We start from the raw sequence: 21459 nt of genomic DNA on the forward strand, positions 1-21459 counted from the left end.
GCGCTAGGGGAGAGCTTTTACCTATCGAAGTGGCGGATGCGCTGCGCAAGTGTCTTCCACAGCTCTGCCGTGCGGGAACGCAGACCCCGGCCGACGCGCTTCGCGGCGGCCACGGAGGCGTCGGCAAGCTCGGCGAACTCGTCGCCGCGCTGGTCGTCGGGGGCGTCCTCGTAGTCGTCGTACGCTTTCGACTTCTCCGCGAACTTCGCGGCCACAGCGTCCACTGACTTCACCGCGGGCGTTTTCTTTTCCTCAATTTTCGGCTCGGGGCGGCCGTCCACCGCGTAGCCGACGACGTTGATGTCGGGGCCGTCCTCGCCGATGTCCACGCCCAGCCAGTGGCGCTCAGCCGACAGCGCGAGGTCGCGCGGCTCGAACGGCAGTGAGATGCCGCCGGCCGCCTCGGCGCGCTCGCCGGCCCAGTAGGGCGCCTCGAACGGCTCCGGCAGGCCGAGGTCCTCGATGACCTGGGTGCGGGTGGCGCTGAAGCTGCGCACCACGGTCTCGCCGGTGAAGTGCGCGAACCCGCCGTAGTCGCTGTCCGTTCCGGTCGCGATGACAAACACGTCAGAGGCGGGAAGGGCCGAATGCCACGGGGTTGTGGTGGACAGGGCCGAGGCATCGTCGACAAGCATCCGCACCACCGAGACCCCGGGAAAGCCCGCGATGTAGAACTCGTCGCGGCCCGGCACCGAGGAGCGGTTCAGTGGAAACGAGCCGATCGGGGTGATCGGCCACGCCGGGTTGACCTGGGAAAGCAGCTTGCGGCCGAACCCGCGATCGGCCTTCGGCTCGCGCTCGAGCACGCCGGCCGGGTCGGCGGTGTTGACAAACCAAAGCGTAAGAACCGCTGGGAAACTCATGCACACATCCTAAGGCGCTCAGCGCTTCGGGCGCTTGGTGTTCGTGCGAACCCCCAGCAGCACGTCCTCCCAGTGCGGGGTGACGGCTTTGCGGCGGCGCTTCTTCGGCTGCTCGTCCTCCCCCGGATGGCGCAGGAAATCGCCCTCGAGCACATCGTCTCGCGTATCGACGACCTCCGGGTTGCCCTCCACCGGCAATTCCGTGACACCAGCTTCGGGAGCGTCATCGGCCACGTCCTCGTCACTGACGTCGGCACGGTCAGCGCGCACCGCGGACAGCGAGCGCACCGGCTGCGCGAAATCCGGGTCCGTCAGGTCCGCGGCCATGGCGTTGCGCGCCTCCGTCTGGGCGGCGGAGCCCATGGAACGCTTGAAGGTCCACAGCGCCTCGTTCTCCGTCAGCCCTGCCTTCCAGGTGACGTGGACGACCCAGCTGTCACCCTGCTCGCGGGTGGCGTCCCACTCCGCGTCGCTGATCGAGTGTCCGCGGGCCGCGAACGCAGTGGCCAGGATCTCAAACAGGGTCTGCTTCGAGGGGCCGTCCTCGCGCACCGGGTGCGACTGCTTCGCGGCCTCAGCCACCTGGGCGCGCTCCAGGCGCACCGGGTGGGCGTAGACATCCAGGCGGCTTTCGGCCACGCCCATTTCCTCGGCTAGCTCGGTGGCGGTGGCGCCGGCGCGCAGGCGCGCCTGGATCTCGTTCGGGCGCATGGACAGGGGGGTTGCGTAGAGCGGGTCCGGCTCCGGCAGGGTGCGCTCCACCGGCGCCGGCTCGGGCGCGACGGGTGCCTCTACTTCATCCGCCTCGGGTGTGGGCTCGCCAGCGGTTGTGTCCAGCACTGTCACCCCGCTGCCGTCGGCGGGGGTGGAAGGGGGAGAGGCAGAATCGGTGACGGGGGCGCCGTCGAGAAGCGAGGGCTCAAGCTCGGTGCGAGCCAACTGGTAGCGCATCCCGTTATCGTCGCGGAGGACGAAAAACGTCTCCGTCGACTCTTCTTCCAAGAAGTGCAGCTCGCGCATAAGTCACCTTTCCGCCGGGCAGATACGCGACCAGCTTAACGGACAGGTGCGCGCCACCGGGCGTACCCGCCGGTTGCCTGTGGTGTGTCCAGGCAGTTGCCATTGTTGTCAGACGCGTCACAAACTTTGATACAGTGCCTTACGTAAAAACAGGTTGCCGGGAGGTATCCCAAAGACAGCCGAGAAAACTACCTGGAAGGGGAAATCAGTGGCTACTGAGAACAAGGATAAGGCCGTACTCCACTACCCGGGCGGCGAGTATGAGATGGACATCATGCGCGCCACCGAAGGCAACGACGGCGTCGTGCTGGGCAAGCTTCTCGGCGAAACTGGCCTGGTCACCTTCGACCCCGGCTACGTCTCCACCGGCTCCACCGAATCCAAGATCACCTACATCGACGGCGACGCAGGCATCCTGCGCTACCGCGGCTACGACATCGCCGACCTCGCAGAAAACGCCACCTTCAACGAGGTGTCCTACCTGCTGATCAACGGCGAGCTGCCCACCACCGACGAGCTGGACAACTTCAACTCCGAGCTGCGCCACCACACCCTGCTGGACGAGGACTTCAAGGCCGCGTTCAACATCTTCCCGCGCAACGCCCACCCGATGGCCGTGCTCGCCTCCTCGGTGAACATTCTCTCCGCCTACTACCAGGACCAGCTCGACCCGCTGGACGAGGAGCAGCTGGATAAGGCAACCGTGCGCCTCATGGCCAAGGTACCGATGCTCGCCGCGTACGCCTACCGCGCATCCCGCGGCAAGCCGTACATGTACCCGGACAACTCCCTGAACCCGCGCGAGAACTTCATGCGCATGATGTTCGGGTACCCGACCGAGGACTACCACGTCGACCCGGTGCTGACCAAGGCCCTGGACAAGCTGCTCATCCTGCACGCGGACCACGAGCAGAACTGCTCCACCTCCACCGTGCGCATGATCGCCTCTGCCCAGGCCAACATGTTCGTCTCCATCGCCGGCGGCATCAACGCCCTGGCCGGCCCGCTGCACGGCGGCGCAAACCAGGCAGTGCTGGAGATGCTCGAGGACATCAAGAACAACCACGACGGCGACGCCACCGACTTCATGAACCGCGTGAAGAACAAGGAAAAGGGCGTGCGCCTGATGGGCTTCGGCCACCGCGTGTACAAGAACTACGACCCGCGCGCCGCGATCGTCAAGGAGACCGCGCACGAGGTGCTCGAGCACCTCGGCGGCGACGAGCTGCTGGACCTGGCCATGAAGCTCGAGGAGATCGCGCTCAACGACGAGTACTTCATCCAGCGCAAGCTCTACCCGAACGTGGACTTCTACACCGGCCTGATCTACCGCGCCATGGGCTTCCCAACGGACTTCTTCACCGTGCTGTTCGCCATCGGCCGCCTGCCGGGCTGGATCGCCCAGTACCGCGAGCAGCTGGAGATGAACACCAAGATCAACCGTCCGCGCCAGATCTACACCGGCTACCAGCAGCGCGAATTCGTGCCGCGCGAACAGCGCTAGTTTCAGGCGCTAGACCAACCGCTAGGGCAACCGAAGGGCGTCGATAAGCAGCATGCTTCGGCGCTCCACCGCCGAGAATTGCACTTCCCTTATACTTTCGGGAGGAAGTTCTCGGCGGTTTTGTATTGGGTCGCGCAAACTGCCCACATAATTTGCAAGGAGTTTCAACGCTATGGAAAAGCCGTTCATCGACAAGCCGGAGGGCCCGGCGCCTGCAGACCTCGTCATCGAGGACATCACTGTCGGCGAGGGCGCAGAGGCCGTGGCCGGCGGGTTTGTCAAGGTCCACTACCTTGGCGTGGACTTTGAAACGGGCGAGGAGTTCGACTCCTCCTGGGACCGCGGCGAGGCCGCAGATTTCCCGCTCACCGGCCTGATCCAGGGCTGGCAGGAAGGCATCCCCGGCATGAAGGTCGGCGGCCGTCGCCAACTGACCATTCCGCCGGAGAAAGCATACGGCCCCGCAGGCGGCGGGCACCCGCTGTCCGGCCGCACCCTCGTGTTCATCATCGACCTGCTCGACGCCAGCTAGGAGGCTGCCATGCGCATCCCGGTCACCACACTTAACGACGGCTACGATTTCCCCCTCCTCGGCTTGGGCACGTACAAGCTGACCGGCGACGAGGTGGAGCCCATCGTGCGCACCGCCATCGAGCTCGGCTACCGCCACATCGACACCGCGGCGCTCTACGACAACGAGGTCGAGGTGGGCAAGGCCATCAACGCCGCGATCAAAGCCGGCGACGTCACGCGCGAAGAACTGTTCGTGACCACGAAGCTGTGGAACGACGACCAGGAGCGCGTGGCCGAGGCCTACCACGAGTCGCTCAAGCGCCTCGACCTGGAGTTCATCGACCTCTACCTCGTGCACTGGCCGTGGCCGCAGCACGGCACCTACGTCAAGGCCTTCGAGCAGATCGCGGAACTGCAGGGCATGGGCCGGCTGCAGTCTGCCGGCGTGGCCAACTTCTACCCGGAGGTGCTCGACGAGATCATCGCGGCCACCGGTATCACCCCGGTGCTCAACCAGGTGGAGCTGCACGCCGGGTTCACCCAGCCCGAGCTGCGCGCCTACCACGACGAGCACGACATCGTGACCGAGGCGTGGGCTCCGCTCGCGCGCGGCGGCAACTTCGACGACCCGGCCATTCAGGCCGTGGCCGACAAGCACGGGGCCACCCCGGCGCAGGTGTCGCTGGCCTACCTGATGCAGCTCGGCTGTTCCGTGGTGCCGAAGACCTCCAACCCGAAGCGCCTGGAGGAAAACCTCGGCGCGGTGGGCATCACGCTGGACAGCGAGGATGTCGCCGCCCTCGACGGGGTTGCGGGCGAGCGCCTCTCCGGCGACCCGTTGACTTTCCCGGGGTAGGGGATTTATGAAGAACCGCCCAGCCGCGTTGATCGCGGCCGGGCGGTTTTGCATTGCTGCGATTTTTCCTGGGAGAAAAATTAAAGCGATTTACGGAACAACCAACATGTGACTGTGTGGTAGGTTACATTCACGTTGTTGAGTCGGAGATCACATACTTCCGGCGCGGCAAAGACCTTATTCCCGTGCACTAGAAAGGATCGAGGCCATGGCCGGTTCCACCGCTGTCCCGCAACGCCGCGAGCCAACTCCTGACGAGTTCGTGGCCATGCAGCAAAGCCCCGAATTCCAGGACCTGCGAGGCACGTTCCGCGGATTCACCTTCCCAGTGATGATCGCGGCGTTCCTCTGGTACGTCCTCTACGTCGTCTTCGCCACCTTCGCCCCCGACGTGATGGCCAAGGACTTCCTCGGCCTCAACGTCGGGCTCTGGCTCGGCTTGGCGCAATTCTTCACCACGTTTTTGATCACTTGGATCTACGTGAAGTGGGCGAACAAGAACATCGAGCCGCGCGCGGCTCACATTCGCGAAGAGATGGAGGGCTAAACCATGCAGACCCACCTGCTCGCAGCCGAAACCGGGCAAGAAGCCGGCAACCCGCTGCTCAACATCGCCATCTTCGGCGCCTTCATCGTGGTCACGCTCTACATCGTGACCCGCGCCGGTAAGACCACGAGCGAATCGGCGGACTTCTACACCGGTGGTGCGTCGTTTAGCGGCACGCAGAACGGCCTCGCCATCGCCGGCGACTACCTGTCAGCCGCGTCCTTCCTGGGCATCGTCGGTTCGATCGCGCTCAACGGCTACGACGGCTTCTTGTACTCCATTGGCTTCTTCGTCGCCTGGCTGGTGGCGCTGCTGCTGGTGGCCGAGCCGCTGCGTAACGTCGGACGCTTCACCATGGCCGACGTGCTGTCGTTCCGCCTGCGCCAGAAGCCGGTGCGCGTCGCCGCGGCGTTCGGCACCCTGTTCGTGTCGCTGTTCTACCTGATCGCCCAGATGGCCGGCGCCGGCTCCCTGGTGTCCGTGCTGCTGAACCTGCACTCCTTTACCGCGCAGGCGATCTGCGTGGGCATCGTCGGCGTGATCATGATCATCTACGTCCTCGTTGGCGGCATGAAGGGCACCACCTACGTGCAGATGATCAAGGCCGTGCTGCTCATCGCCGGCGTGCTGATCATGTCGGTGCTGGCGTTCATCATGGCTAAGGGCGGCCTGACCGCCGTGTTCAACCAGGCCATCGACACCCACTCCGCCTCCAGCTACCTCGCGGAGAAGGGCTACCAGGCCGAGGAGATTATGAAGCCGGGCCTGAAGTACGGCGCGACCACCACCACCAAGCTGGACTTCGTCTCCCTCGGCCTGTCGCTGGTGCTCGGCACCGCGGGTCTGCCGCACGTGCTGATGCGCTTCTACACCGTGCCCACCGCCAAGGAAGCGCGTAAGTCCGTGACCTGGGCGATCGTGCTCATCGGTTCCTTCTACCTGCTCACCCTGATCCTGGGCTACGCCGCGGCCGCCTTCGTCGGCCCGGACCGCATCCTCGCCGCTCCCGGCGGCGCGAACTCGGCTGCCCCGCTGCTCGCGTTCGAGCTCGGCGGCTCCATCTTCATGGCGCTGATCTCCGCGGTCGCCTTCGCGACGGTGCTCGCGGTGGTCGCCGGCCTGGCCATCACCGCCTCGGCCTCCATCGCCCACGACGTCTACGACGCTGTGCTTCGCGACGGCCAAGCCACCGAAGAAGAGCAAGTCCGCGTCTCCCGCATTACCGTGGTGATCCTGGGCATTGTCGCCATCGTCCTGGGCATCCTGGCGATGCAGCAGAACGTGGCCTTCCTGGTCTCCCTGGCGTTCGCCACCGCGGCGTCCGCGAACCTGCCGACCATCCTGTACTCCCTGTACTGGAAGCGCTTCAACACCACCGGCGCGGTGGCGTCGATCTACACCGGCCTGATCTCCGCGCTGGTGCTGATCGTCCTGTCGCCGGCGGTCTCGGGCAGCCCGACCGCGATGTTCCCCAACGCCGACTGGTCCATCTTCCCGCTGACCAGCCCGGGCCTGGTGTCCATCCCGCTCGGCTTCCTCGCCGGCATCGTCGGCACCTACCTGGGCAAGCCCGACAACTTCGACGAGCTGCAGGCCGAGATGGAGGTCCGCTCCCTGACCGGTGTCGGCGTCGAAGCTCCCGTCGACCACTAGAGCGCCGCTTGAGTTGGCAATAGAAAATGGCCCGGTTTGTCCGGGCCATTTTTTGTTGCGCTACCTTCTGAACAGCGACGACGAGAGCTGGCTGCTGCCTTGGAGCAGGTTGGACCAGTCGTCCGGCGTCATGTTTGTCAGCGTGGAGGCCTGCCCCGGGGTCCACTGGCCCCAGTCGGAGGTGTAGACGTTGTTGATGTCCACCTGAATCCCCTGGATAGTTGCTTGCTGCCCGCGCGCCTGGTGCAGGTTCGCACGCGAGTGGACCTTGCCTTGCGAGCCCCAGTCGTGCTGCCAGAAGTAGGAGCCGATGCCGTCTTCCAGGCACCAGGCGATGGTGTAGTAGTTGCCGTACACGCCCAGCTGGTAGCCGGCGGCGCTGAACGCGGCGCCCATCGCTTTCAGGTACGGGCTGATCTGGTTGTTGAACTGCTCGAGGGTGGGGTTGTCGTCGATAGCCACGTAGATCGGGCGGCCTTGCGGCCCGCCGGCGGCGGTGTGCAGCGCCATCGCCTTCGGGGCGTGGGCGGCGGCACCGAGCGCGCCGCGCTTCCAGTCGGCGGTCTCGGCGCGGCCGAACTGGTACACCGAGGCGACGGCGAGGCCGTTGGCCTTGTAGTCGCGGGTCTCGCCGATGGTCACCGGCTTGCCGCGCATCCACTCGGCGCCGGGGCGGCGGTCGGAGACGTAGCGCACCGCGCCCATGTGGCCCGCGGCTTTCACAGCGCTTGCCGACGGCACGCCAGCCGAGTAATCCACCACCGTGCCAAGCACCCGGCGCTGCTGCGCCTGGGCGGCGGGGGAGAGAGCGGCTGAGGCGCTGCCGGCGAGCGCGGCGGTGGCGGCTGCTGCACCGGCGGATTTGAGGAACGTGCGGCGATTAAAGGTAGTCACATGCGCCACTCTAGTCTCAGCGGCCCACAACCACCATCCATATGGCGACGAGGTGGCACACGGCGGCGACGACGGTCGCGGTGTGGAAGTGCTCGTGGTAGCCGTAGTAGCGCGCGGAACGCCCCGGCCACTTGAAGCCGTACACCAGGGCGCCGAGCGTGTAGACCACCCCGCCGGCGAACAGCAGCCACACCACCGCGGCGCCGGCGGAGCTCCACAGCGTCGGCAGCAGCGGCACGATGATCCAGCCCAGCCCCACATAGACCACCACGTCGAGCCAGCGGGGATGGTTGATCCACACCAGGTTGAGCACGGCCCCGCCGATGCCGCCCGCCCACGCCACCGCGAGAATGATGGCGGCGGTGCGCGGCTCGAAGGCGATCAGGCACAGCGGGGTGTAGGTGGCGGCGATGAACACGGAGATGGTGGCGTGGTCGGCCCGGCGCCACCACTGCACCGCCGCGGGCGAGCGCCACGGCCAGCGGTGGTACATCGCGGAGACGGCGAACAGCAGCACCACGCCGGCACCGTAGATAGTCACGCCGAGGGCCTGCGGCCACGGCAGGGTCATCCATCCGAACGTGATCAGCACGGCCGAGGAGATGGCCGACAGGGCGGCGGCCACGAGGTGGAACCAGCCGCGAACGGCTGGGCGCTCGCCGCGGTCCGCGACCACGTAGGTGCGCTGGATTTGGCCTGTCTTGAGGGCGGTCATGGGCACCTCGCAGGGGTAGGGAAGTTTTGGCTTCAAACCCTACCGGACCGTAGGTTGCGGTGGAAGGGCTTGCGAGCCTGTTTTCGGCGCGTGCAACCGCTGCGGTACTCTTACGCCATTGCCTCCGTAGCTCAGTGGATAGAGCACTTCTCTCCTAAAGAAGGTGTCGTAGGTTCGATTCCTACCGGGGGCGCCATGTCATGAGTCGCGTCATGCTTGACGCATGAGTCGCGACATGCTGGACGGACCGGCATCCCAGTTGTTTTTATTCTGGGGTGCCGGTTTTGTTCATTTGGGGCGAAGTGGTGGGTCACCGTGTTTCCAGTAGGCCTGTTGGTAGTCGCGGGCGGTGTCGATGTAGTGCTCGGTGATGACTTCTCCGGTTTCGGCTAGTGATGTGATGACGTGGTTGTCGGTGATGACCATGAGAATTTTCTTGTGTTTGTAGGTGCGTCCGATGCCGAGGTGGAAGAGTTTGCCGGCGTAGCGCACGGTGACTTTGCCGTTTTTGTCGACTGTGTCGTTTCGGGTTCGCCATTCTTCTTTGGGGTTGTCGTTGGGTGTGGCTTTGACTCCGGTGGTGTATGCCTGCTGCGGGGTGCGTCTGCCCAGGGCGCGGTGGGGCCGGGTGCAGTTGTAGTATTGGCGAAACTCATTGAGGAGTTGTTGCAGCTCAGCAACTGTTTGTGCTGTGGGTCGGGCCTTGATCCATTTTTTGAGGGTTTGGTGGAACCGCTCAATTTTTCCTTGGGTTTGGGGGTGGCCGGGCCGGCCGTTTTTCTGTTGGATTTTGTGTGCGACGAGCACTTTTTCAAACGCGTTTCTTCCGCCTTTGCGCCCGGCTAGGCGGGCGGTGAACACCAAACCGTTGTCCGTCAGCGTGGATGCTGGTGGGCCGTACGCGCCGATCAGGCGGGTGAGTTCGGTGGCGACGGCGGGGCCTGTAAATGCGGCGGCCGCGGTGATTGACAGCAGGTACCGCGAGTGGTCGTCGAGGAAGTCGAGGACTTCGACTCGTGTGTTGTCGGCGAGGAAGAGGTGGGTGATGTCGGCTTGCCAGCATTCGTTGGGCATTGCGGCTTCGAAGCGGATGTAGGAGCTTTTTGGCTTCTTTTGCGGCTGCGGGGTGATCAAGCCTTCTTTGGTGAGGATGCGGCGGATCGTTGAAGTTGACGGGGCGCGTTTGCCGGCCTGTTCGAGGTGGTAGGCGATGGTTTCGGGTCCTGCGTCGAGTCCGTGCCGGGTGAGTTGCTTGCGGATGCTGATGATGTCGTTGCGTAGTGCTTCCGGGATGGCGTGCGGGTGGGTGTGAGGGGCGCGCGATTTCGGTGCGATTGCCTCGGCGCCGCCTGCGTCGTAGGCGTTGAGGATCTGGTGGACACGTTGGCGTGAGATGCCAAAGCGCTTGGCGACGTTGGTGGGTGTGCCGCCTTGGTCTCTGACGGCTCTGACGATGGCGAGGTTGCGGTTGGGACTGTTCATGGTGTCAAACATGTCCCGACTCATCAGTCAAGCGTCACCGACACGGCTGAGGTAACCCTAAGTGTCAACAATGACGCGACTCACCTGTCAAGGATCACAACGCCTTCCGCAGGCACACCCCGTCAAATATGTCGTGACCTCAGGCACTACCGGGGGCGCCATTGGCTTAGCTCTCTGACGCAAGTCGCGCGTAGACGAGGGTGTCAGTCCATTCACCCTTGCTGTACCAGTCCTGGACATGATGCGCTTCGAGCCGGAGCCCGACGCGGCGGGCGAGTGCTGCTGAGGCACTATTGCGGGCATCCATCTGTGCCGTGATGCGGTGGAGGCGATAGTGGTCAAATCCGATGGCAAGAACCGCTCGGACGGCTTCGCTGGCGAAACCTTGCCCGCCGTACGCCGGGTTCAGAACCCATCCGATTTCACCTTGGCGGTGCTCCTTATCGGTGAGCCACAGCTCGACGTCTCCGATAGGGGTGCCGTCATGCTCGATGACTAGTGCGAGCGCGCCGGCCTCGTCATCGAGGCTGGTCTTGGCGAGGCGCGCTCCGAGCTTTTCGCGGGTGACTTCCGTGGTCCACGGCTCGTCCAACAGGTAACGGGCAACGTCAGGTTGTGAATAAAGGTTGTGGAGCCAACTGGCATCGTCTGGTTCATGGAGTCGGATCTGGAGCCGTTCCGTTGCCAACGGCCACTGGTGGGCAGGCGCGAGGTCGCGCCGATAATGGAGCAACTCCTCCTGCAGTCCCGCGGGCGTGGTTCCTGCGCTTCGCCCGGTCTTGCGGAATCCTGCGCTGGTCAAACACCGCTGGGAAGGCTCGTTCTCTGGAAGCGTGCGTGCCGTCAAAGCCTGTAGTCCACTGTCGCGGGCGAAGCGCGATGCCAACTCCAGTCCCCGGCGTGCGTGTCCATCTTTTCGTGCATCGGGATGGATCCAGAACCCGACCTCGGCGGTCTCGGAGTTGACGTCGAAAAGTACTAGGGAGCCCACGAACTGGTTCGTCGCGGCGTCAGCGAGTGCGAGCACGGCCAGCGTGCCGGACGAGAGGCCCGCCGTGACCTCTCCGCGGATTAACCGTCGCACGGATTCGGGGGTGTAGTCGGGTTCGGGCAAGTGGCCGAAGCGCAGCACGGCCTCATCTTTGGTTCCGCTTGCGTACGCGTCCGCGTCCAGCTCGGACAGGGGTCGCAGGCGAGTGCCCTCATGGGCGATCGGGAGCTTCGTGGCATCCAGCATGGTGCAAACCTAACATAGGACGGATAGTCGATGCAGGCATGTTTGGTTAGCCTGGTGGGGTGAGCTACTGGGAACACCGGAAACCTGTGCAACGCCACCGCGCCGTGGACATCGCGGAGATTGCAAGGGTCTCGGTGAGACTGCTGGATGAAGGTGGATTGAGAGCCCTTACCCTCAGGGCTGTGGCGCAGCAGGTGGGGGTCGCTCCAGCCAGCTTGTATTCCCGCGTGGAATCAGTCGACGACCTGTTTGACCTCGCCCTCGACACAGCGCTTGCAGACGATCCGGTGATGAACGAATCGATCCGGAACGCCGACCTGTCTACCCTGATGCAAGATTTCTTCTCGCATCTCACGGCCCACCGGTGGGCAGGTCAAGTAATTGGGATGCGGGCGCCCAGGGGCCCTGCTTACTTGGCGCTTTCCGAGCGTATGTGCGTGCTGCTCGAGCAAGCGGGAACTCCGGATCCGTTGGGGACTTCCTACCGGTTATCAAACTTAGTGATCGGGGCCGCCCTGACGGCTCCCATGGCGCCCGACGAAAAGCGCGTTGCCATCGACCCCGAGCAGGCCCCGACCTATGCGCGCCTGCATGCGGCGCACCACATTAGCCCACGTGAGATCCTCTCCGAGGGCATCTCGGCACTTCTGTCTTGAGGGGACTTCTGAATCCCGAACTACCGGTTGAACGGCGCGGAAACCCACGTGAACGGCCGGTCCAGCAGGGTGGTGCCCAACTTGGAGGGGGTCAGCTCGAAGGCGTCGGCGGCGCCGTCGATAGGCGAAAGCTCGAGGCCATCGCCCTCAGCGCGCCAGGTGAACTCCAGCGTTTCCTCAATGGGGCCGCGCGGGGCGGCGTTGACGCCGTCGTCGGTCATGGGGGCGGTGAGCTGGATGGTCACGCGGTCGCCGTTGAGGGTGTAGAAGCCTTCGTGGAGGTCGCCGGAGGCTCGTCGTAAGGCAGCGAGCCCATGGAAGTCACCCTCCGGGGTTTCGCCCTCGACGCGGTAGAAGTTGCCGGCCTCGAAGCCGTCGAAGGAGCCGAACGCGATCTCGGACCAGCGGCGGTCGTCCGCGAGTTCAGGCGCGGGCTCGATGTTGCCGCCTGCGACCGAGTACACGCCGGAAAGCTCGGTGCCCTCGCGGTCGAGCGCGCGCGGGATGCCGTTGACCATCACGAACCCGCCCGCGCCGAGCGCGACCACCGCGGCCACGGCGGGGAAGAAGCGGGTTACGCGGTGGACCTTCTCGTTGGTGATCACGCGCGGCGGCTCCACGGCCTCCGTCGCACGCCCGGCGAGGAAGCGGAACAGGCGCGGCAGCCACGGCGCCAGCACCAGCAGGTACAGCAGCGCCTGGAACGCCGAGGGGATCTTCACGGGCACGTCGAAGGTCATGTTGAGAAGCCACACCACGGCCAGATCGATGAAGCCGATCAGCCCGCCGAGCCACGCGGTGCGCCGCCACAGCAGCAAGATGGCGGCGACGAATTCGGCCAGACCGGCGAGGAACTGCACGACGGGGGAGAAGCCCATGAAGGTCCACAGCAGGCCCATCGGGGACTTCTCGCCGAGGGTGATCAGAAGCTCCGGGAAGTCCGGCTTGCCCATCTGCATCAGCCCAAGTTTGAATACCGCGTACGGCATGAGCAGCCCAAACGCCACCATGCGCACGACCCAGTGCAGTGCCCAACCAATCTGTTTCGCGTTCATGGGCAGCAGTCTAGCTATCATCGGCGCGGTGAAACCTTTGGCAGTTGTCGTCGGCGCCGGGCCCAACGGGCTCACGGCCGCCGCACGCCTCGCGGTCAGCGGGTGGCGGGTCGAGGTGCTCGAGCGCGCCCCTGAGATCGGGGGTGCGGCGTCGACACAGCAGCTTCACGACGCCACGCTGGTCGACCTCGGCGCCGCCTGCCACCCCTTCGGGGCCGCGAGCCCGGCCTTCCGCGCGCTGCGGCTGGAGGACTACGGGGTGCGCTGGCTGCGCGCGCCGCACGAGATGGCGCACCCGCTGGGCAGCGGCGCGGCGGTGCTGGCGGGCACGCTGGAGGAGACGGCGGCGGGGCTCGGTGCCGATGGCGGGGCGTGGGAGCGGCTGCATGGGCCTGTGGTGGAGCACGTGGACGACCTCCTCGAAGACGTGCTGGCGCCGATGCCGCGCCTGCCCCGCCACCCGGTCGCGCTGGCTCGGTTCGGCGCGCGCGGGCTGTGGCCGGCCACCGCGCTGGGGCGGGCCGCGTTTCGCACCGAGGAGGCCCGCGCCCTGTTTGCCGGCAGTGCGACGCACGCGATCACCTCGCCGGCGCGGCCGTTTACCGGGGCGTTCGGCCTGCTCTTCGGCGCGCTCGGCATGACGCGCGGGTGGCCGGTGGCGGAAGGCGGCTCGGGCGCGGTCACGGCTGCACTGGCCAGGATCGTCGAGGAGCACGGCGGTCAGGTCCGCCGCGGCGAGGAGGTCCGCGCCCTCCCGGACGCGGACGCGGTGATCCTCAACCTCACCCCGAAGCAGGTGCTGCCTCTCGACGGCACGTCGCTGCCCACCCGCCGCACCCGGTCCATGCGCCGGTGGCGCTACGGGCCGGGGGTGCACAAGGTGGACTTCCTACTCGATGCCCCGGTGCCGTGGGCCGATGCCCGGGTGGGGCAGGCCGCGACGGTGCACGTCGGCGGCACCGCGGACGAGATTGTGCGCGCCGAGCAGGACGTGGCCAGGGGAGAAATGCCCGAGCGGCCGTTCGTGATGGCGGCGCAGCAGTACGCCGCGGACCCCTCGCGCGGGCTGGTGCTGTGGACCTACGCCCACGTCCCGCACGGTTACCGGGAGCGCCGCCCCGGCGAGGTGGCGGAAAAGATCACCGCGCAGATCGAGCGGTTCGCGCCCGGTTTCCGCGGGGTGGTGAAGGACAAAATAGAAACGCCCCCGCGCGAGCTGGAGGCGTGGAACCCCAACCTCGTCGGAGGCGACATCGCCGGCGGCGCGATGGACGGGGCGCAGCTGCTTCTCCGCCAGCCGCACAGGCTGCGCAAGGGGCTGTACATGGCCTCGTCCTCGACCGCGCCCGGCGCCGGGGTGCACGGCATGCCGGGGTGGTGGGCCGCCGGGGCTGCAATGAGGGACTTCGGAAGCTAGCTACTCCTCGCCGGTGAGCTCGCGCAGCTTCGCGCGCACCGCCGAGGCCTCCGGGTTGGTGGCGTGGGTGCCGTCGGAAAACAGCACAGTGGGCACGATGCGGTTGCCGTCGTTGACGGACTCGATCCAGGCGTTGACCTCGTCCATGCCGTCGGCATCCGCGTCGACCAGGTCGTAGGGGGTCTCGGTGCGGTCGAGGCGCTCGCGAAGCTTGCGGCAGAACGGGCACCAGTCCGCGGCGAAGATGGTCACGTGCGAGGAGGTCTCAGGTGCGGCAACAGCCATGTCAAACCCTTTCAAAACGTTGGAACTTGTAGCGCAGGCCGGTAGTCGACGTCTGCCACTCGCCGTCGCGGACCAGCTCGAAGGCGTCGTCGATGCGGGGCGCGTGCACGGCTTTGTATGCGGGGAGGTCCGGATGGACGTCGATAAGCGTTCGCTCGATGACATCCACCTCGTCCAGGGTGGCCTCGTAGACCTGCGCGCCGCCGAGGATCCACGCGTCCGACTCCAGATCCGGGATGTCGCGGCACACCGACGCGCCGTCGGACCACGCGCCGTCCTCGCGCGAGGAAAGCACGATGTTTTTGCGGCCCGGCAGCGGCTTGACCGGCAGGGATTCCCAGGTGCGGCGCCCCATGATGATGGGGCTGCCCAGGGTGGTCTCCTTGAAGTGCTTGAGGTCCTCGGGCAGGTGCCAGGGCATGCCGGCGCCGTCGCCGATCACCCCGTCGAGGCTTTGGGCCCAGATTGCGCCCAAGGTCATACGGACACCTCCGCCTTGATGGTGGGGTGCGGGTCGTAGCCCACAACCTCGATGTCGTCGAAGTCGTAGTCGAAGATCGACGCAGCCTTGCGCAGGCGCAGCTGCGGGTACTCGCGGGCGTCGCGGGAGAGCTGCTCGCGCACCTGGTCGAGGTGGTTGTTGTAGATGTGGCAGTCGCCGCCCGTCCAGATCAGCTCGCCGACCTCGAGGCCCGCCTGCTGGGCGAACATGTGGGTCAACAGCGCGTAGGAGGCGATGTTGAACGGCACACCGAGGAACATGTCGGCGGAGCGCTGGTACACCTGCATACTCAAGCGGCCGTCGGCGACGTAGAGCTGGAACAGCAGGTGGCACGGCATCAGCGCCATCTTGTCCAGCTCGGCCACGTTCCAGGCGGAGACGAGGTTGCGGCGCGAATCCGGGTTCTCCTTCAGGGTGCGCAGGACCTCTTCGATTTGGTCGATGTGCCCGCCGTCGGGGGTGGGCCAGGAGCGCCACTGCACGCCGTAGACGGGGCCGAGCTCGCCGTTTTCGTCGGCCCACTCGTTCCAGATGCGCACCCCGTTGTCCTGCAGCCAGCGCACGTTGGAATCGCCGCGCAGGAACCACAGCAGCTCGCCGACGACGCCCTTGAAGTACACCTTCTTAGTGGTCAGCAGGGGAAAGGACTGGGAAAGGTCGTAGCGGATCTGGCGGCCGAACACGCTGCGGGTGCCGGTGCCGGTGCGGTCGCCCTTCTCGGCGCCGTTTTCCAAAACGTCGCGCAGCAGGTCCTCGTACGGGGTGGAAATCACTTGGCTACTCCTTCAAAGGTGCCGTGCTCGTCGTGGTAGCGGGCGGCGGCGTCCAGAATGTCGTCGGCAAGCTCGGGCCGGCAGATCACAATATCGGGGATGTAGGTGTCCGCGTTGTTGTAGCGCAGCGGGGTGCCGTCGAGGCGCGAGGCGTGCAGCCCCGCCGCGAGCGCGACACCCACGGGCGCGGCCTGGTCCCACTCGTACTGGCCGCCGGCGTGGACGTAGGCGTCGTAGTCCCCGAGCAGCACGTGCATCGCCTTCGCGCCCGCGGAGCCCACGGGCTGCACCTCGAAGTCCAAGGCTTGGGCGACATGCTTCGCGACGGCCGGGGGCCTGTTCCGGGACATCGCCACCTTGCCCGCGAACGGCCCGGAGACGTGGCGGACATCGGAGGACTTGAACACGACACCCAGGTCCGGCAGGCCTACCGCGGCGTGGGTGGGCACCCCGTCCTCCACGAGGGCGACGTGCACCGCCCAGTCCTGGCGGCCGGTGGCGAACTCCTTCGTGCCGTCGAGGGGGTCGACGATCCAGACCCTGTCCTTGGACAGGCGGTCCTGGTTGTCGGCGGCTTCCTCCGACAGGAAGCCGTCGTCAGGCCTGTGCTGCGAAAGCACCCTGGAGATCCAGCTTTGGGCGAGCTCGTCGCCCGCCTCGCCGAGCTCGCGGCCCCGCAACAGGCCCACGCCGCGCACGCCCTTGAGGATCTCGCCGGTGCCCTCGGCGATGAGGTTGGTCAGCCGGGAATCCGAGTACTGAGCAGTCATGTACCCGACTCTACCGCTAAGGTTGGCGTGATGAACGCGCCGATCCTCAGCCGCTTCCACCCGCAGGTGGCCCAGTGGTTCGGGGACGTCTTCGCCGCGCCGACCGCGGTGCAGGAGCAGGCGTGGCGCGCGATCTCCGACGGCGAAAACGCGCTGGTGGTCGCACCCACGGGCTCCGGTAAGACGCTCGCGGCGTTTCTGTGGTCGCTGAACTCCTTGGTGGAGCGCGCCGGGCAGCAAGTCTTGCCTATCGACGGAGCTTCCGCCTCCACCCTCGGCGGTGTGCGAGTCCTCTACATCTCGCCCCTGAAGGCGCTGGGCGTGGACGTGGAAAACAACCTGCGGGCGCCGCTGGCCGGCATCGCGCGGGTGGCGCAGAGGCTGGGCCGCGACATGCCGGACATCTCGGTCGGGGTGCGCTCCGGCGACACCCCGCAGTCCGAGCGCAACCGGCAGGTGCGCAAGCCCCCGGACATCCTGATCACCACGCCCGAGTCGCTGTACCTCATGCTCACCTCGAAGGCGGCGGGCATTTTGCAGTCGGTGGACACGGTGATCGTGGACGAGATCCACGCCCTGGCCGGCACGAAGCGCGGCGTGCACCTGTCGCTCTCGCTGGAGCGGCTGCGGCGGCTGGCGGGGGACTTCCAGCGCATCGGCCTGTCGGCCACGGTGCGCCCGATCGAGGCGGTGGCGAACTTCCTCGGGCCCAAGACCACTATCATCAACCCGCCCGCGGAGAAGCGCTGGGAGCTGGACGTGCGGGTGCCGGTGGACGACATGTCCGACCTGCCCGTGCCGGAGGATGCCTCCACGATCGGGGACGCGGTTTTCGACGATGCGCTGGAAGAAGCTGAGCCTGCAGCGCCGCCGGGCGCCGTGAACTCCATCTGGCCCCACATCGAGCGCGCGGTGTACGACGAGGTGATGGCGCACCGCTCCACCATCGTGTTCGTGAACTCGCGGCGCACCGCGGAGCGGCTGACCAGCCAGCTCAACGAGTTATGGGCGAAGGAGCACGACCCGGAGGCCCTGTCGCCGCCGACCCGCCGGCCGCCGGCGCAGCTGATGAAGTCGGTGGACACCGCCGGCCACGCCGCCAACGTGATCGCCCGGGCCCACCACGGCAGCGTGAGCAAAGACGAGCGCGCCCAGACCGAAACCATGCTGAAAGAGGGCACCCTGCGCGCGGTGGTGTCCACATCCTCGCTGGAGCTGGGCATCGACATGGGCGCGGTGGACCTGGTCATCCAGGTGGAGTCGCCGCCCTCGGTGGCCTCCGGCCTGCAGCGCGTGGGCCGCGCCGGGCACACCGTCGGCGCGGTCTCGGAGGGCACCTTCTACCCGAAGCACCGCGCCGACCTCGTGCAGACCGCGGTGACGGTGCCGCGGATGCGCGAGGGCCTCATCGAGGAGCTGCACACCCCGCGCAGCCCGCTCGACGTGCTGGCGCAGCAGACCGTGGCGGCGGTCGCGGTGGAGGACCTCGACGTCGACGAGTGGTACGACACCGTGCGCCGCGCCTGGCCGTACAGGGACCTGGCGCGCGAGGTGTTCGACTCGGTGATCGACCTGGTCATCGGCGTCTACCCCTCCACGGACTTCGCGGAACTCAGGCCCCGCGCCATCCTCGAAGGCTCCACCCTCAAGGCCCGCCCGGGCGCCCAGCGCGTGGCAGTCACCAACGCCGGCACCATCCCGGACCGCGGCATGTTTGGGGTCTTCCTCGTCGGCGCCGACGACAAGGCACCCCGCCGCGTCGGCGAGCTCGACGAGGAGATGGTCTACGAGTCCCGTGTCGGCGACGTGTTCACCCTCGGTGCCTCGAGCTGGCGCATCGAGAACATCACCCGCGACCAGGTGCAGGTCAGCCCCGCGCCGGGGCACACCGGCCGGCTGCCGTTCTGGACCGGCGACGGGCTGGGCAGGCCCTATGAGCTGGGCAAGGCGCTGGGCGCGTTTCGTCGAGAAGCAAAAAGCTCCTTGGATGCGAGTCTGGATGAGCGGGCGCGGGCCAACCTGCTGCAATACCTGGAGGAGCAGGAGGAGGCCACCGGCATCCTGCCCGATGAGAAAACCCTGGTGCTCGAGCGGTTCACCGACGAGCTGGGGGACTGGCGGGTGGTGCTGCACACCCCGTTCGGCAAGGGCGTCAACGCGGCGTGGGCGCTGGCCACCGGGTGGCGGGTCGCGCAGGAGACCGGCATGGACGCCCAGGCGGTGGCGGGCGACGACGGCATCGTGCTGCGCCTCCCGCAAGGCGACAAGGAGCCCGACGGGGCGATCTTCCAATTCGACGCCGACGAGATCGCCGACATCGTCACCGAGCAGGTGGGCAACTCCGCCCTGTTCGCCTCCCGGTTCCGCGAGTGCGCCGCCCGCGCCCTGCTGCTGCCGCGCCGCAACCCCGGCAAGCGCGCGCCGCTGTGGCAGCAGCGCCAACGGGCCGAGCAGTTGCTGGATGTGGCCCGCAACTACCCGTCGTTTCCCATCATCTTGGAGACGGTGCGCGAGTGCCTCCAGGACGTCTACGATCTCCCGGCGTTGCAGGAGGTCATGCGGGACATCAACACGCGCCGGGTGCGCATCGCCGAGGTGACCACGGACCAGCCGAGCCCCTTCGCGTCGTCGCTGCTGTTCAACTACACCGGCGCGTTCATGTACGAGGGCGACACCCCGCTGGCGGAGAAGCGGGCGGCGGCGCTGTCGCTGGACCCGTCGCTGCTGGCCAAGCTACTCGGCACCGTTGAGCTGCGGGAACTGTTGGACGGCGACATCATCGCGGAGGTGGACGCGTCGCTGCGCCGGCTCGGTCGCGCTTCGACGAGCGAGCAGTTCGCCGACACCCTGCGCATCGTGGGGCCCGTGCCTAACGACGAGCTCCGCCTCCACACCGAAGTCCCCCTCGAGTCGTTGGAGCAGGCCTTGGGGGCGCGGATGATGCGGGTGCGCATCGGCGGGCGCGAGCACGTCGCCCAAGTCCTCGACGCGCCGCTGCTTCGCGACGGCCTCGGCGTGCCCGTCCCGCCCGGCGTCGCCGCCCAGGTGCAGACCATCCCCGACGCGCTGGCGCAGCTGGTGGGCCGCTGGGTGCGCACCCGCGGGCCCTTTACGCTGCGTGATTTGGCCGACGCATTCGGGCTGGCGGTCGGCGCGGCGCACGCGGCGCTGCAGCCGCTGATGGACAAGGACAAGGTCATCCCGGGCCGCTACCGGCAGGGCATCGAGGAAGAGGAATACGTCGCCGCGGAGGTGCTGCGCATCATCCGCACCCGCTCGCTGGCGGCGGCGCGCGCACAGACCCGGCCGGTGTCGCAGTCTGCTTATGCGCGATTCTTGCCGGCGTGGTCGAACGTCGCCCCGGTGGGCGTGGTGCCGGCGCTGCGCGGGGCCGATGGGGTGTATTCGGTGCTGGAGCAGCTCGCCGGGGTGCGGCTGCCGGCCAGCGCGTGGGAGTCCCACATCCTGCCGGCCCGGGTTGGCGACTACTCGCCGGTGATGCTCGACGAACTGACCGCCTCGGGCGAGATCGCCATCGTCGGCGCAGGCAAGGCGGGTGCGCGCGATCCGTGGATCATGCTGCTGCCCGCGGACTACGCCGCCCAGCTCGCCCCGCAGGTGGACGAGCCGCTGCTGTCGCTGACCCAGTCCCAGGTGATGGAGAAGGTGCGCCGCGGCGGTGGGTTCCTGTTCACCGACCTGCTCGAGCCCACCACCACGACCGAGGAGCTGCGCGAGGCCATGTGGGACCTGGTCGAGGCCGGCTTCCTCGCCCCCGACTCGTTTGCGCCGATCCGGGCGCGGCTCGCTGGCGGCAAGGCGGCGCACAGGGCGAGGCGGAGGCCGTCGAGAAGCAGGGTGCGCTCGGGGCGGACCTCGTTCGCGGCGAGTGTGCCGCCGGACATGGTGGGCCGGTGGTCGCTGACGCCGACGCCTGACGACGACGCGACCCGCCGGTCGGTGGCTCTGGGCGAGTCGCTGCTGGACCGCTACGGGGTGGTCACCCGCGGCTCGGTGGTCGCCGAGGACATCCTCGGCGGGTTCGCGCTGGCCTACAAGACGCTGTCCGGGTTCGAGGCGTCCGGCAAGGCGATGCGCGGCTACCTGGTGGAGGGGCTCGGCGCCTCGCAGTTCTCCACCCCGGCGACGATCGACCGGCTGCGCGGCCACCAGGACTCCGACGACGTGGTCGGCTGGCCCTCGGGCGCCCGGGAGCCGCACGTGCACGTGCTGGCGGCGACCGACCCGGCGAACCCCTACGGGGCGGCGCTGCCGTGGCCGGCGCAGGGGCCGACCCGCTCGGCGGGCGCGATCGTGGTGTTGGTGGATGGGCTGTTGGCCGCCCACGTCACCCGGGGCGGCAGGACCATGACCACCTTCTTCGACACGTTTCCGGACGGGGTCGGCGACCCGATGTCGCTGGTTGTTGGCGCCCTTACCGCCGCGGTGCGGGCGGGCCGGATGCAGCCGCTGGCCGTGGAGAAGCTTGACGGCGGGCCGGCATATTCGCTGAAGGAGTACGGGGCGACGGCGACGCACAAGGGCGCGAAGATCGGCGGGCGTGCCTCGGCGCCCCCGAAGCGGCGCGGGCGCAGCGTGGCGGAGGCGCTGGGGGAGCTCGAAGACGACGAAGGCAGTGACGGCAACGGCCTAGGCACGCGCGACGGCGCGCGAGGCCCTGCCGAAGGTCTCACCTTCGACGATTAATTCAGGCTGC

General features: G+C 67.2%; 19 protein-coding genes and 1 tRNA gene. 9 read left to right on the forward strand and 11 right to left on the reverse strand.

The window, feature by feature from the left end:
• Positions 1-17 precede the first annotated feature (17 nt).
• Together ACX1NL_RS03515 and sepH are read right to left on the reverse strand one after the other, a co-directional pair.
• Positions 18-863, reverse strand: a complete 846-nt coding sequence (locus ACX1NL_RS03515) for a DUF6928 family protein (protein WP_458898619.1) — start codon at positions 861-863, stop codon at positions 18-20.
• Positions 864-881: 18 nt separating this feature from the next.
• A complete protein-coding gene (sepH, locus tag ACX1NL_RS03520) occupies positions 882-1883 on the reverse strand; it encodes a septation protein SepH (RefSeq protein WP_458898620.1) in 1002 nt (333 codons plus the stop codon).
• A gap of 208 nt (positions 1884-2091) precedes the next feature.
• On the opposite strand from sepH, the gene ACX1NL_RS03525 reads away from it, so the two are divergent.
• From ACX1NL_RS03525 to ACX1NL_RS03545, 5 genes are all read left to right on the forward strand, one after another.
• Positions 2092-3387, forward strand: coding sequence for a citrate synthase (locus tag ACX1NL_RS03525; RefSeq protein ID WP_458898621.1), 1296 nt, complete (start codon positions 2092-2094; stop codon positions 3385-3387).
• 172 nt (positions 3388-3559) lie between these two features.
• Positions 3560-3919 (forward strand): FKBP-type peptidyl-prolyl cis-trans isomerase FkpA, encoded by a 360-nt coding sequence (gene fkpA / locus ACX1NL_RS03530; RefSeq protein ID WP_181890170.1) that lies wholly within the window; start codon positions 3560-3562, stop codon positions 3917-3919.
• A gap of 9 nt (positions 3920-3928) precedes the next feature.
• A complete protein-coding gene (locus ACX1NL_RS03535; RefSeq protein ID WP_458898622.1) occupies positions 3929-4756 on the forward strand; it encodes an aldo/keto reductase in 828 nt (275 codons plus the stop codon).
• Positions 4757-4964: 208 nt separating this feature from the next.
• Complete coding sequence (locus ACX1NL_RS03540) at positions 4965-5303, forward strand: DUF485 domain-containing protein (protein ID WP_458898623.1); 339 nt, start codon at positions 4965-4967, stop codon at positions 5301-5303.
• Between the two features lie 3 nt (positions 5304-5306).
• Positions 5307-6956 (forward strand): solute symporter family protein, encoded by a 1650-nt coding sequence (locus tag ACX1NL_RS03545; protein WP_458898624.1) that lies wholly within the window; start codon positions 5307-5309, stop codon positions 6954-6956.
• Between the two features lie 60 nt (positions 6957-7016).
• Here ACX1NL_RS03545 and ACX1NL_RS03550 read toward each other — a convergent pair whose 3' ends face one another.
• Complete coding sequence (locus ACX1NL_RS03550; RefSeq protein ID WP_458898625.1) at positions 7017-7850, reverse strand: DUF1906 domain-containing protein; 834 nt, start codon at positions 7848-7850, stop codon at positions 7017-7019.
• 16 nt (positions 7851-7866) lie between these two features.
• Positions 7867-8565: a PAQR family membrane homeostasis protein TrhA gene (gene trhA, locus ACX1NL_RS03555; RefSeq protein WP_458898626.1), complete on the reverse strand. Its 699-nt coding sequence runs from the start codon at positions 8563-8565 to the stop codon at positions 7867-7869.
• Positions 8566-8685: 120 nt separating this feature from the next.
• Here trhA and ACX1NL_RS03560 point away from each other — a divergent pair.
• A tRNA-Arg gene (locus tag ACX1NL_RS03560) sits at positions 8686-8761 on the forward strand.
• A gap of 92 nt (positions 8762-8853) precedes the next feature.
• On the opposite strand, the gene ACX1NL_RS03565 is transcribed toward ACX1NL_RS03560, so the two are convergent.
• Both ACX1NL_RS03565 and ACX1NL_RS03570 read right to left on the reverse strand, forming a co-directional pair.
• The gene (locus ACX1NL_RS03565) at positions 8854-10047 is read right to left on the reverse strand and encodes an IS481 family transposase (protein WP_458898891.1); all 1194 of its coding nucleotides are present in this window, start codon (positions 10045-10047) and stop codon (positions 8854-8856) included.
• Positions 10048-10213: 166 nt separating this feature from the next.
• Positions 10214-11284, reverse strand: coding sequence for a GNAT family N-acetyltransferase (locus ACX1NL_RS03570; protein ID WP_458898627.1), 1071 nt, complete (start codon positions 11282-11284; stop codon positions 10214-10216).
• A 182-nt stretch (positions 11285-11466) separates the two neighbouring features.
• Between ACX1NL_RS03570 and ACX1NL_RS03575 the strand changes: the two genes are divergently transcribed.
• Entirely contained in the window at positions 11467-11940 is a 474-nt protein-coding gene (locus ACX1NL_RS03575) for a TetR/AcrR family transcriptional regulator (protein ID WP_458898628.1), read from the forward strand.
• A 20-nt stretch (positions 11941-11960) separates the two neighbouring features.
• Here ACX1NL_RS03575 and ACX1NL_RS03580 read toward each other — a convergent pair whose 3' ends face one another.
• Entirely contained in the window at positions 11961-12995 is a 1035-nt protein-coding gene (locus ACX1NL_RS03580) for a hypothetical protein (protein WP_458898629.1), read from the reverse strand.
• Between ACX1NL_RS03580 and ACX1NL_RS03585 the strand changes: the two genes are divergently transcribed.
• Entirely contained in the window at positions 12994-14412 is a 1419-nt protein-coding gene (locus ACX1NL_RS03585; RefSeq protein ID WP_458898630.1) for a phytoene desaturase family protein, read from the forward strand. The two genes, ACX1NL_RS03580 and ACX1NL_RS03585, sit on opposite strands and share 2 nt — an antisense overlap.
• Here the strand turns inward: ACX1NL_RS03585 and ACX1NL_RS03590 are convergent, their stop codons facing one another.
• Genes ACX1NL_RS03590 through ACX1NL_RS03605 form a run of 4 tightly spaced genes read right to left on the reverse strand, consistent with a single transcriptional unit; the run spans position 14413 to position 16742 of the window.
• On the reverse strand, positions 14413-14697 hold the full coding sequence (locus tag ACX1NL_RS03590; protein WP_458898631.1) for a glutaredoxin domain-containing protein: 285 nt from the start codon (positions 14695-14697) through the stop codon (positions 14413-14415).
• Position 14698: 1 nt separating this feature from the next.
• Entirely contained in the window at positions 14699-15178 is a 480-nt protein-coding gene (locus ACX1NL_RS03595; protein ID WP_458898632.1) for a dihydrofolate reductase, read from the reverse strand.
• Positions 15175-15972: a thymidylate synthase gene (locus ACX1NL_RS03600; RefSeq protein WP_458898633.1), complete on the reverse strand. Its 798-nt coding sequence runs from the start codon at positions 15970-15972 to the stop codon at positions 15175-15177. The genes ACX1NL_RS03595 and ACX1NL_RS03600 overlap by 4 nt, the downstream gene beginning before the upstream one ends.
• On the reverse strand, positions 15969-16742 hold the full coding sequence (locus tag ACX1NL_RS03605; RefSeq protein WP_070472938.1) for a 3'(2'),5'-bisphosphate nucleotidase CysQ: 774 nt from the start codon (positions 16740-16742) through the stop codon (positions 15969-15971). The genes ACX1NL_RS03600 and ACX1NL_RS03605 overlap by 4 nt, the downstream gene beginning before the upstream one ends.
• A gap of 30 nt (positions 16743-16772) precedes the next feature.
• Between ACX1NL_RS03605 and ACX1NL_RS03610 the strand changes: the two genes are divergently transcribed.
• Entirely contained in the window at positions 16773-21449 is a 4677-nt protein-coding gene (locus tag ACX1NL_RS03610; protein WP_458898634.1) for an ATP-dependent helicase, read from the forward strand.
• Positions 21450-21459 lie beyond the last annotated feature (10 nt).

The sequence above is a fragment of the Corynebacterium sp. CQ3829_602738 genome (genome assembly GCF_054478435.1).

What these genes read in the sequence shown, in the direction of transcription:
- ACX1NL_RS03515 (WP_458898619.1), bottom strand. Translation starts at nt 863, where the DNA reads ATGAGTTTCCCAGCGGTTCTTACGCTTTGGTTTGTCAACACCGCCGAC.
- sepH (WP_458898620.1), bottom strand. Translation starts at nt 1,883, where the DNA reads ATGCGCGAGCTGCACTTCTTGGAAGAAGAGTCGACGGAGACGTTTTTC.
- fkpA (WP_181890170.1), top strand. Translation starts at nt 3,560, where the DNA reads ATGGAAAAGCCGTTCATCGACAAGCCGGAGGGCCCGGCGCCTGCAGAC.
- ACX1NL_RS03535 (WP_458898622.1), top strand. Translation starts at nt 3,929, where the DNA reads ATGCGCATCCCGGTCACCACACTTAACGACGGCTACGATTTCCCCCTC.
- ACX1NL_RS03540 (WP_458898623.1), top strand. Translation starts at nt 4,965, where the DNA reads ATGGCCGGTTCCACCGCTGTCCCGCAACGCCGCGAGCCAACTCCTGAC.
- ACX1NL_RS03545 (WP_458898624.1), top strand. Translation starts at nt 5,307, where the DNA reads ATGCAGACCCACCTGCTCGCAGCCGAAACCGGGCAAGAAGCCGGCAAC.
- trhA (WP_458898626.1), bottom strand. Translation starts at nt 8,565, where the DNA reads ATGACCGCCCTCAAGACAGGCCAAATCCAGCGCACCTACGTGGTCGCG.
- ACX1NL_RS03565 (WP_458898891.1), bottom strand. Translation starts at nt 10,047, where the DNA reads ATGAACAGTCCCAACCGCAACCTCGCCATCGTCAGAGCCGTCAGAGAC.
- ACX1NL_RS03570 (WP_458898627.1), bottom strand. Translation starts at nt 11,284, where the DNA reads ATGCTGGATGCCACGAAGCTCCCGATCGCCCATGAGGGCACTCGCCTG.
- ACX1NL_RS03585 (WP_458898630.1), top strand. Translation starts at nt 12,994, where the DNA reads ATGGGCAGCAGTCTAGCTATCATCGGCGCGGTGAAACCTTTGGCAGTT.
- ACX1NL_RS03580 (WP_458898629.1), bottom strand. Translation starts at nt 12,995, where the DNA reads ATGAACGCGAAACAGATTGGTTGGGCACTGCACTGGGTCGTGCGCATG.
- ACX1NL_RS03590 (WP_458898631.1), bottom strand. Translation starts at nt 14,697, where the DNA reads ATGGCTGTTGCCGCACCTGAGACCTCCTCGCACGTGACCATCTTCGCC.
- ACX1NL_RS03595 (WP_458898632.1), bottom strand. Translation starts at nt 15,178, where the DNA reads ATGACCTTGGGCGCAATCTGGGCCCAAAGCCTCGACGGGGTGATCGGC.
- ACX1NL_RS03605 (WP_070472938.1), bottom strand. Translation starts at nt 16,742, where the DNA reads ATGACTGCTCAGTACTCGGATTCCCGGCTGACCAACCTCATCGCCGAG.
- ACX1NL_RS03610 (WP_458898634.1), top strand. Translation starts at nt 16,773, where the DNA reads ATGAACGCGCCGATCCTCAGCCGCTTCCACCCGCAGGTGGCCCAGTGG.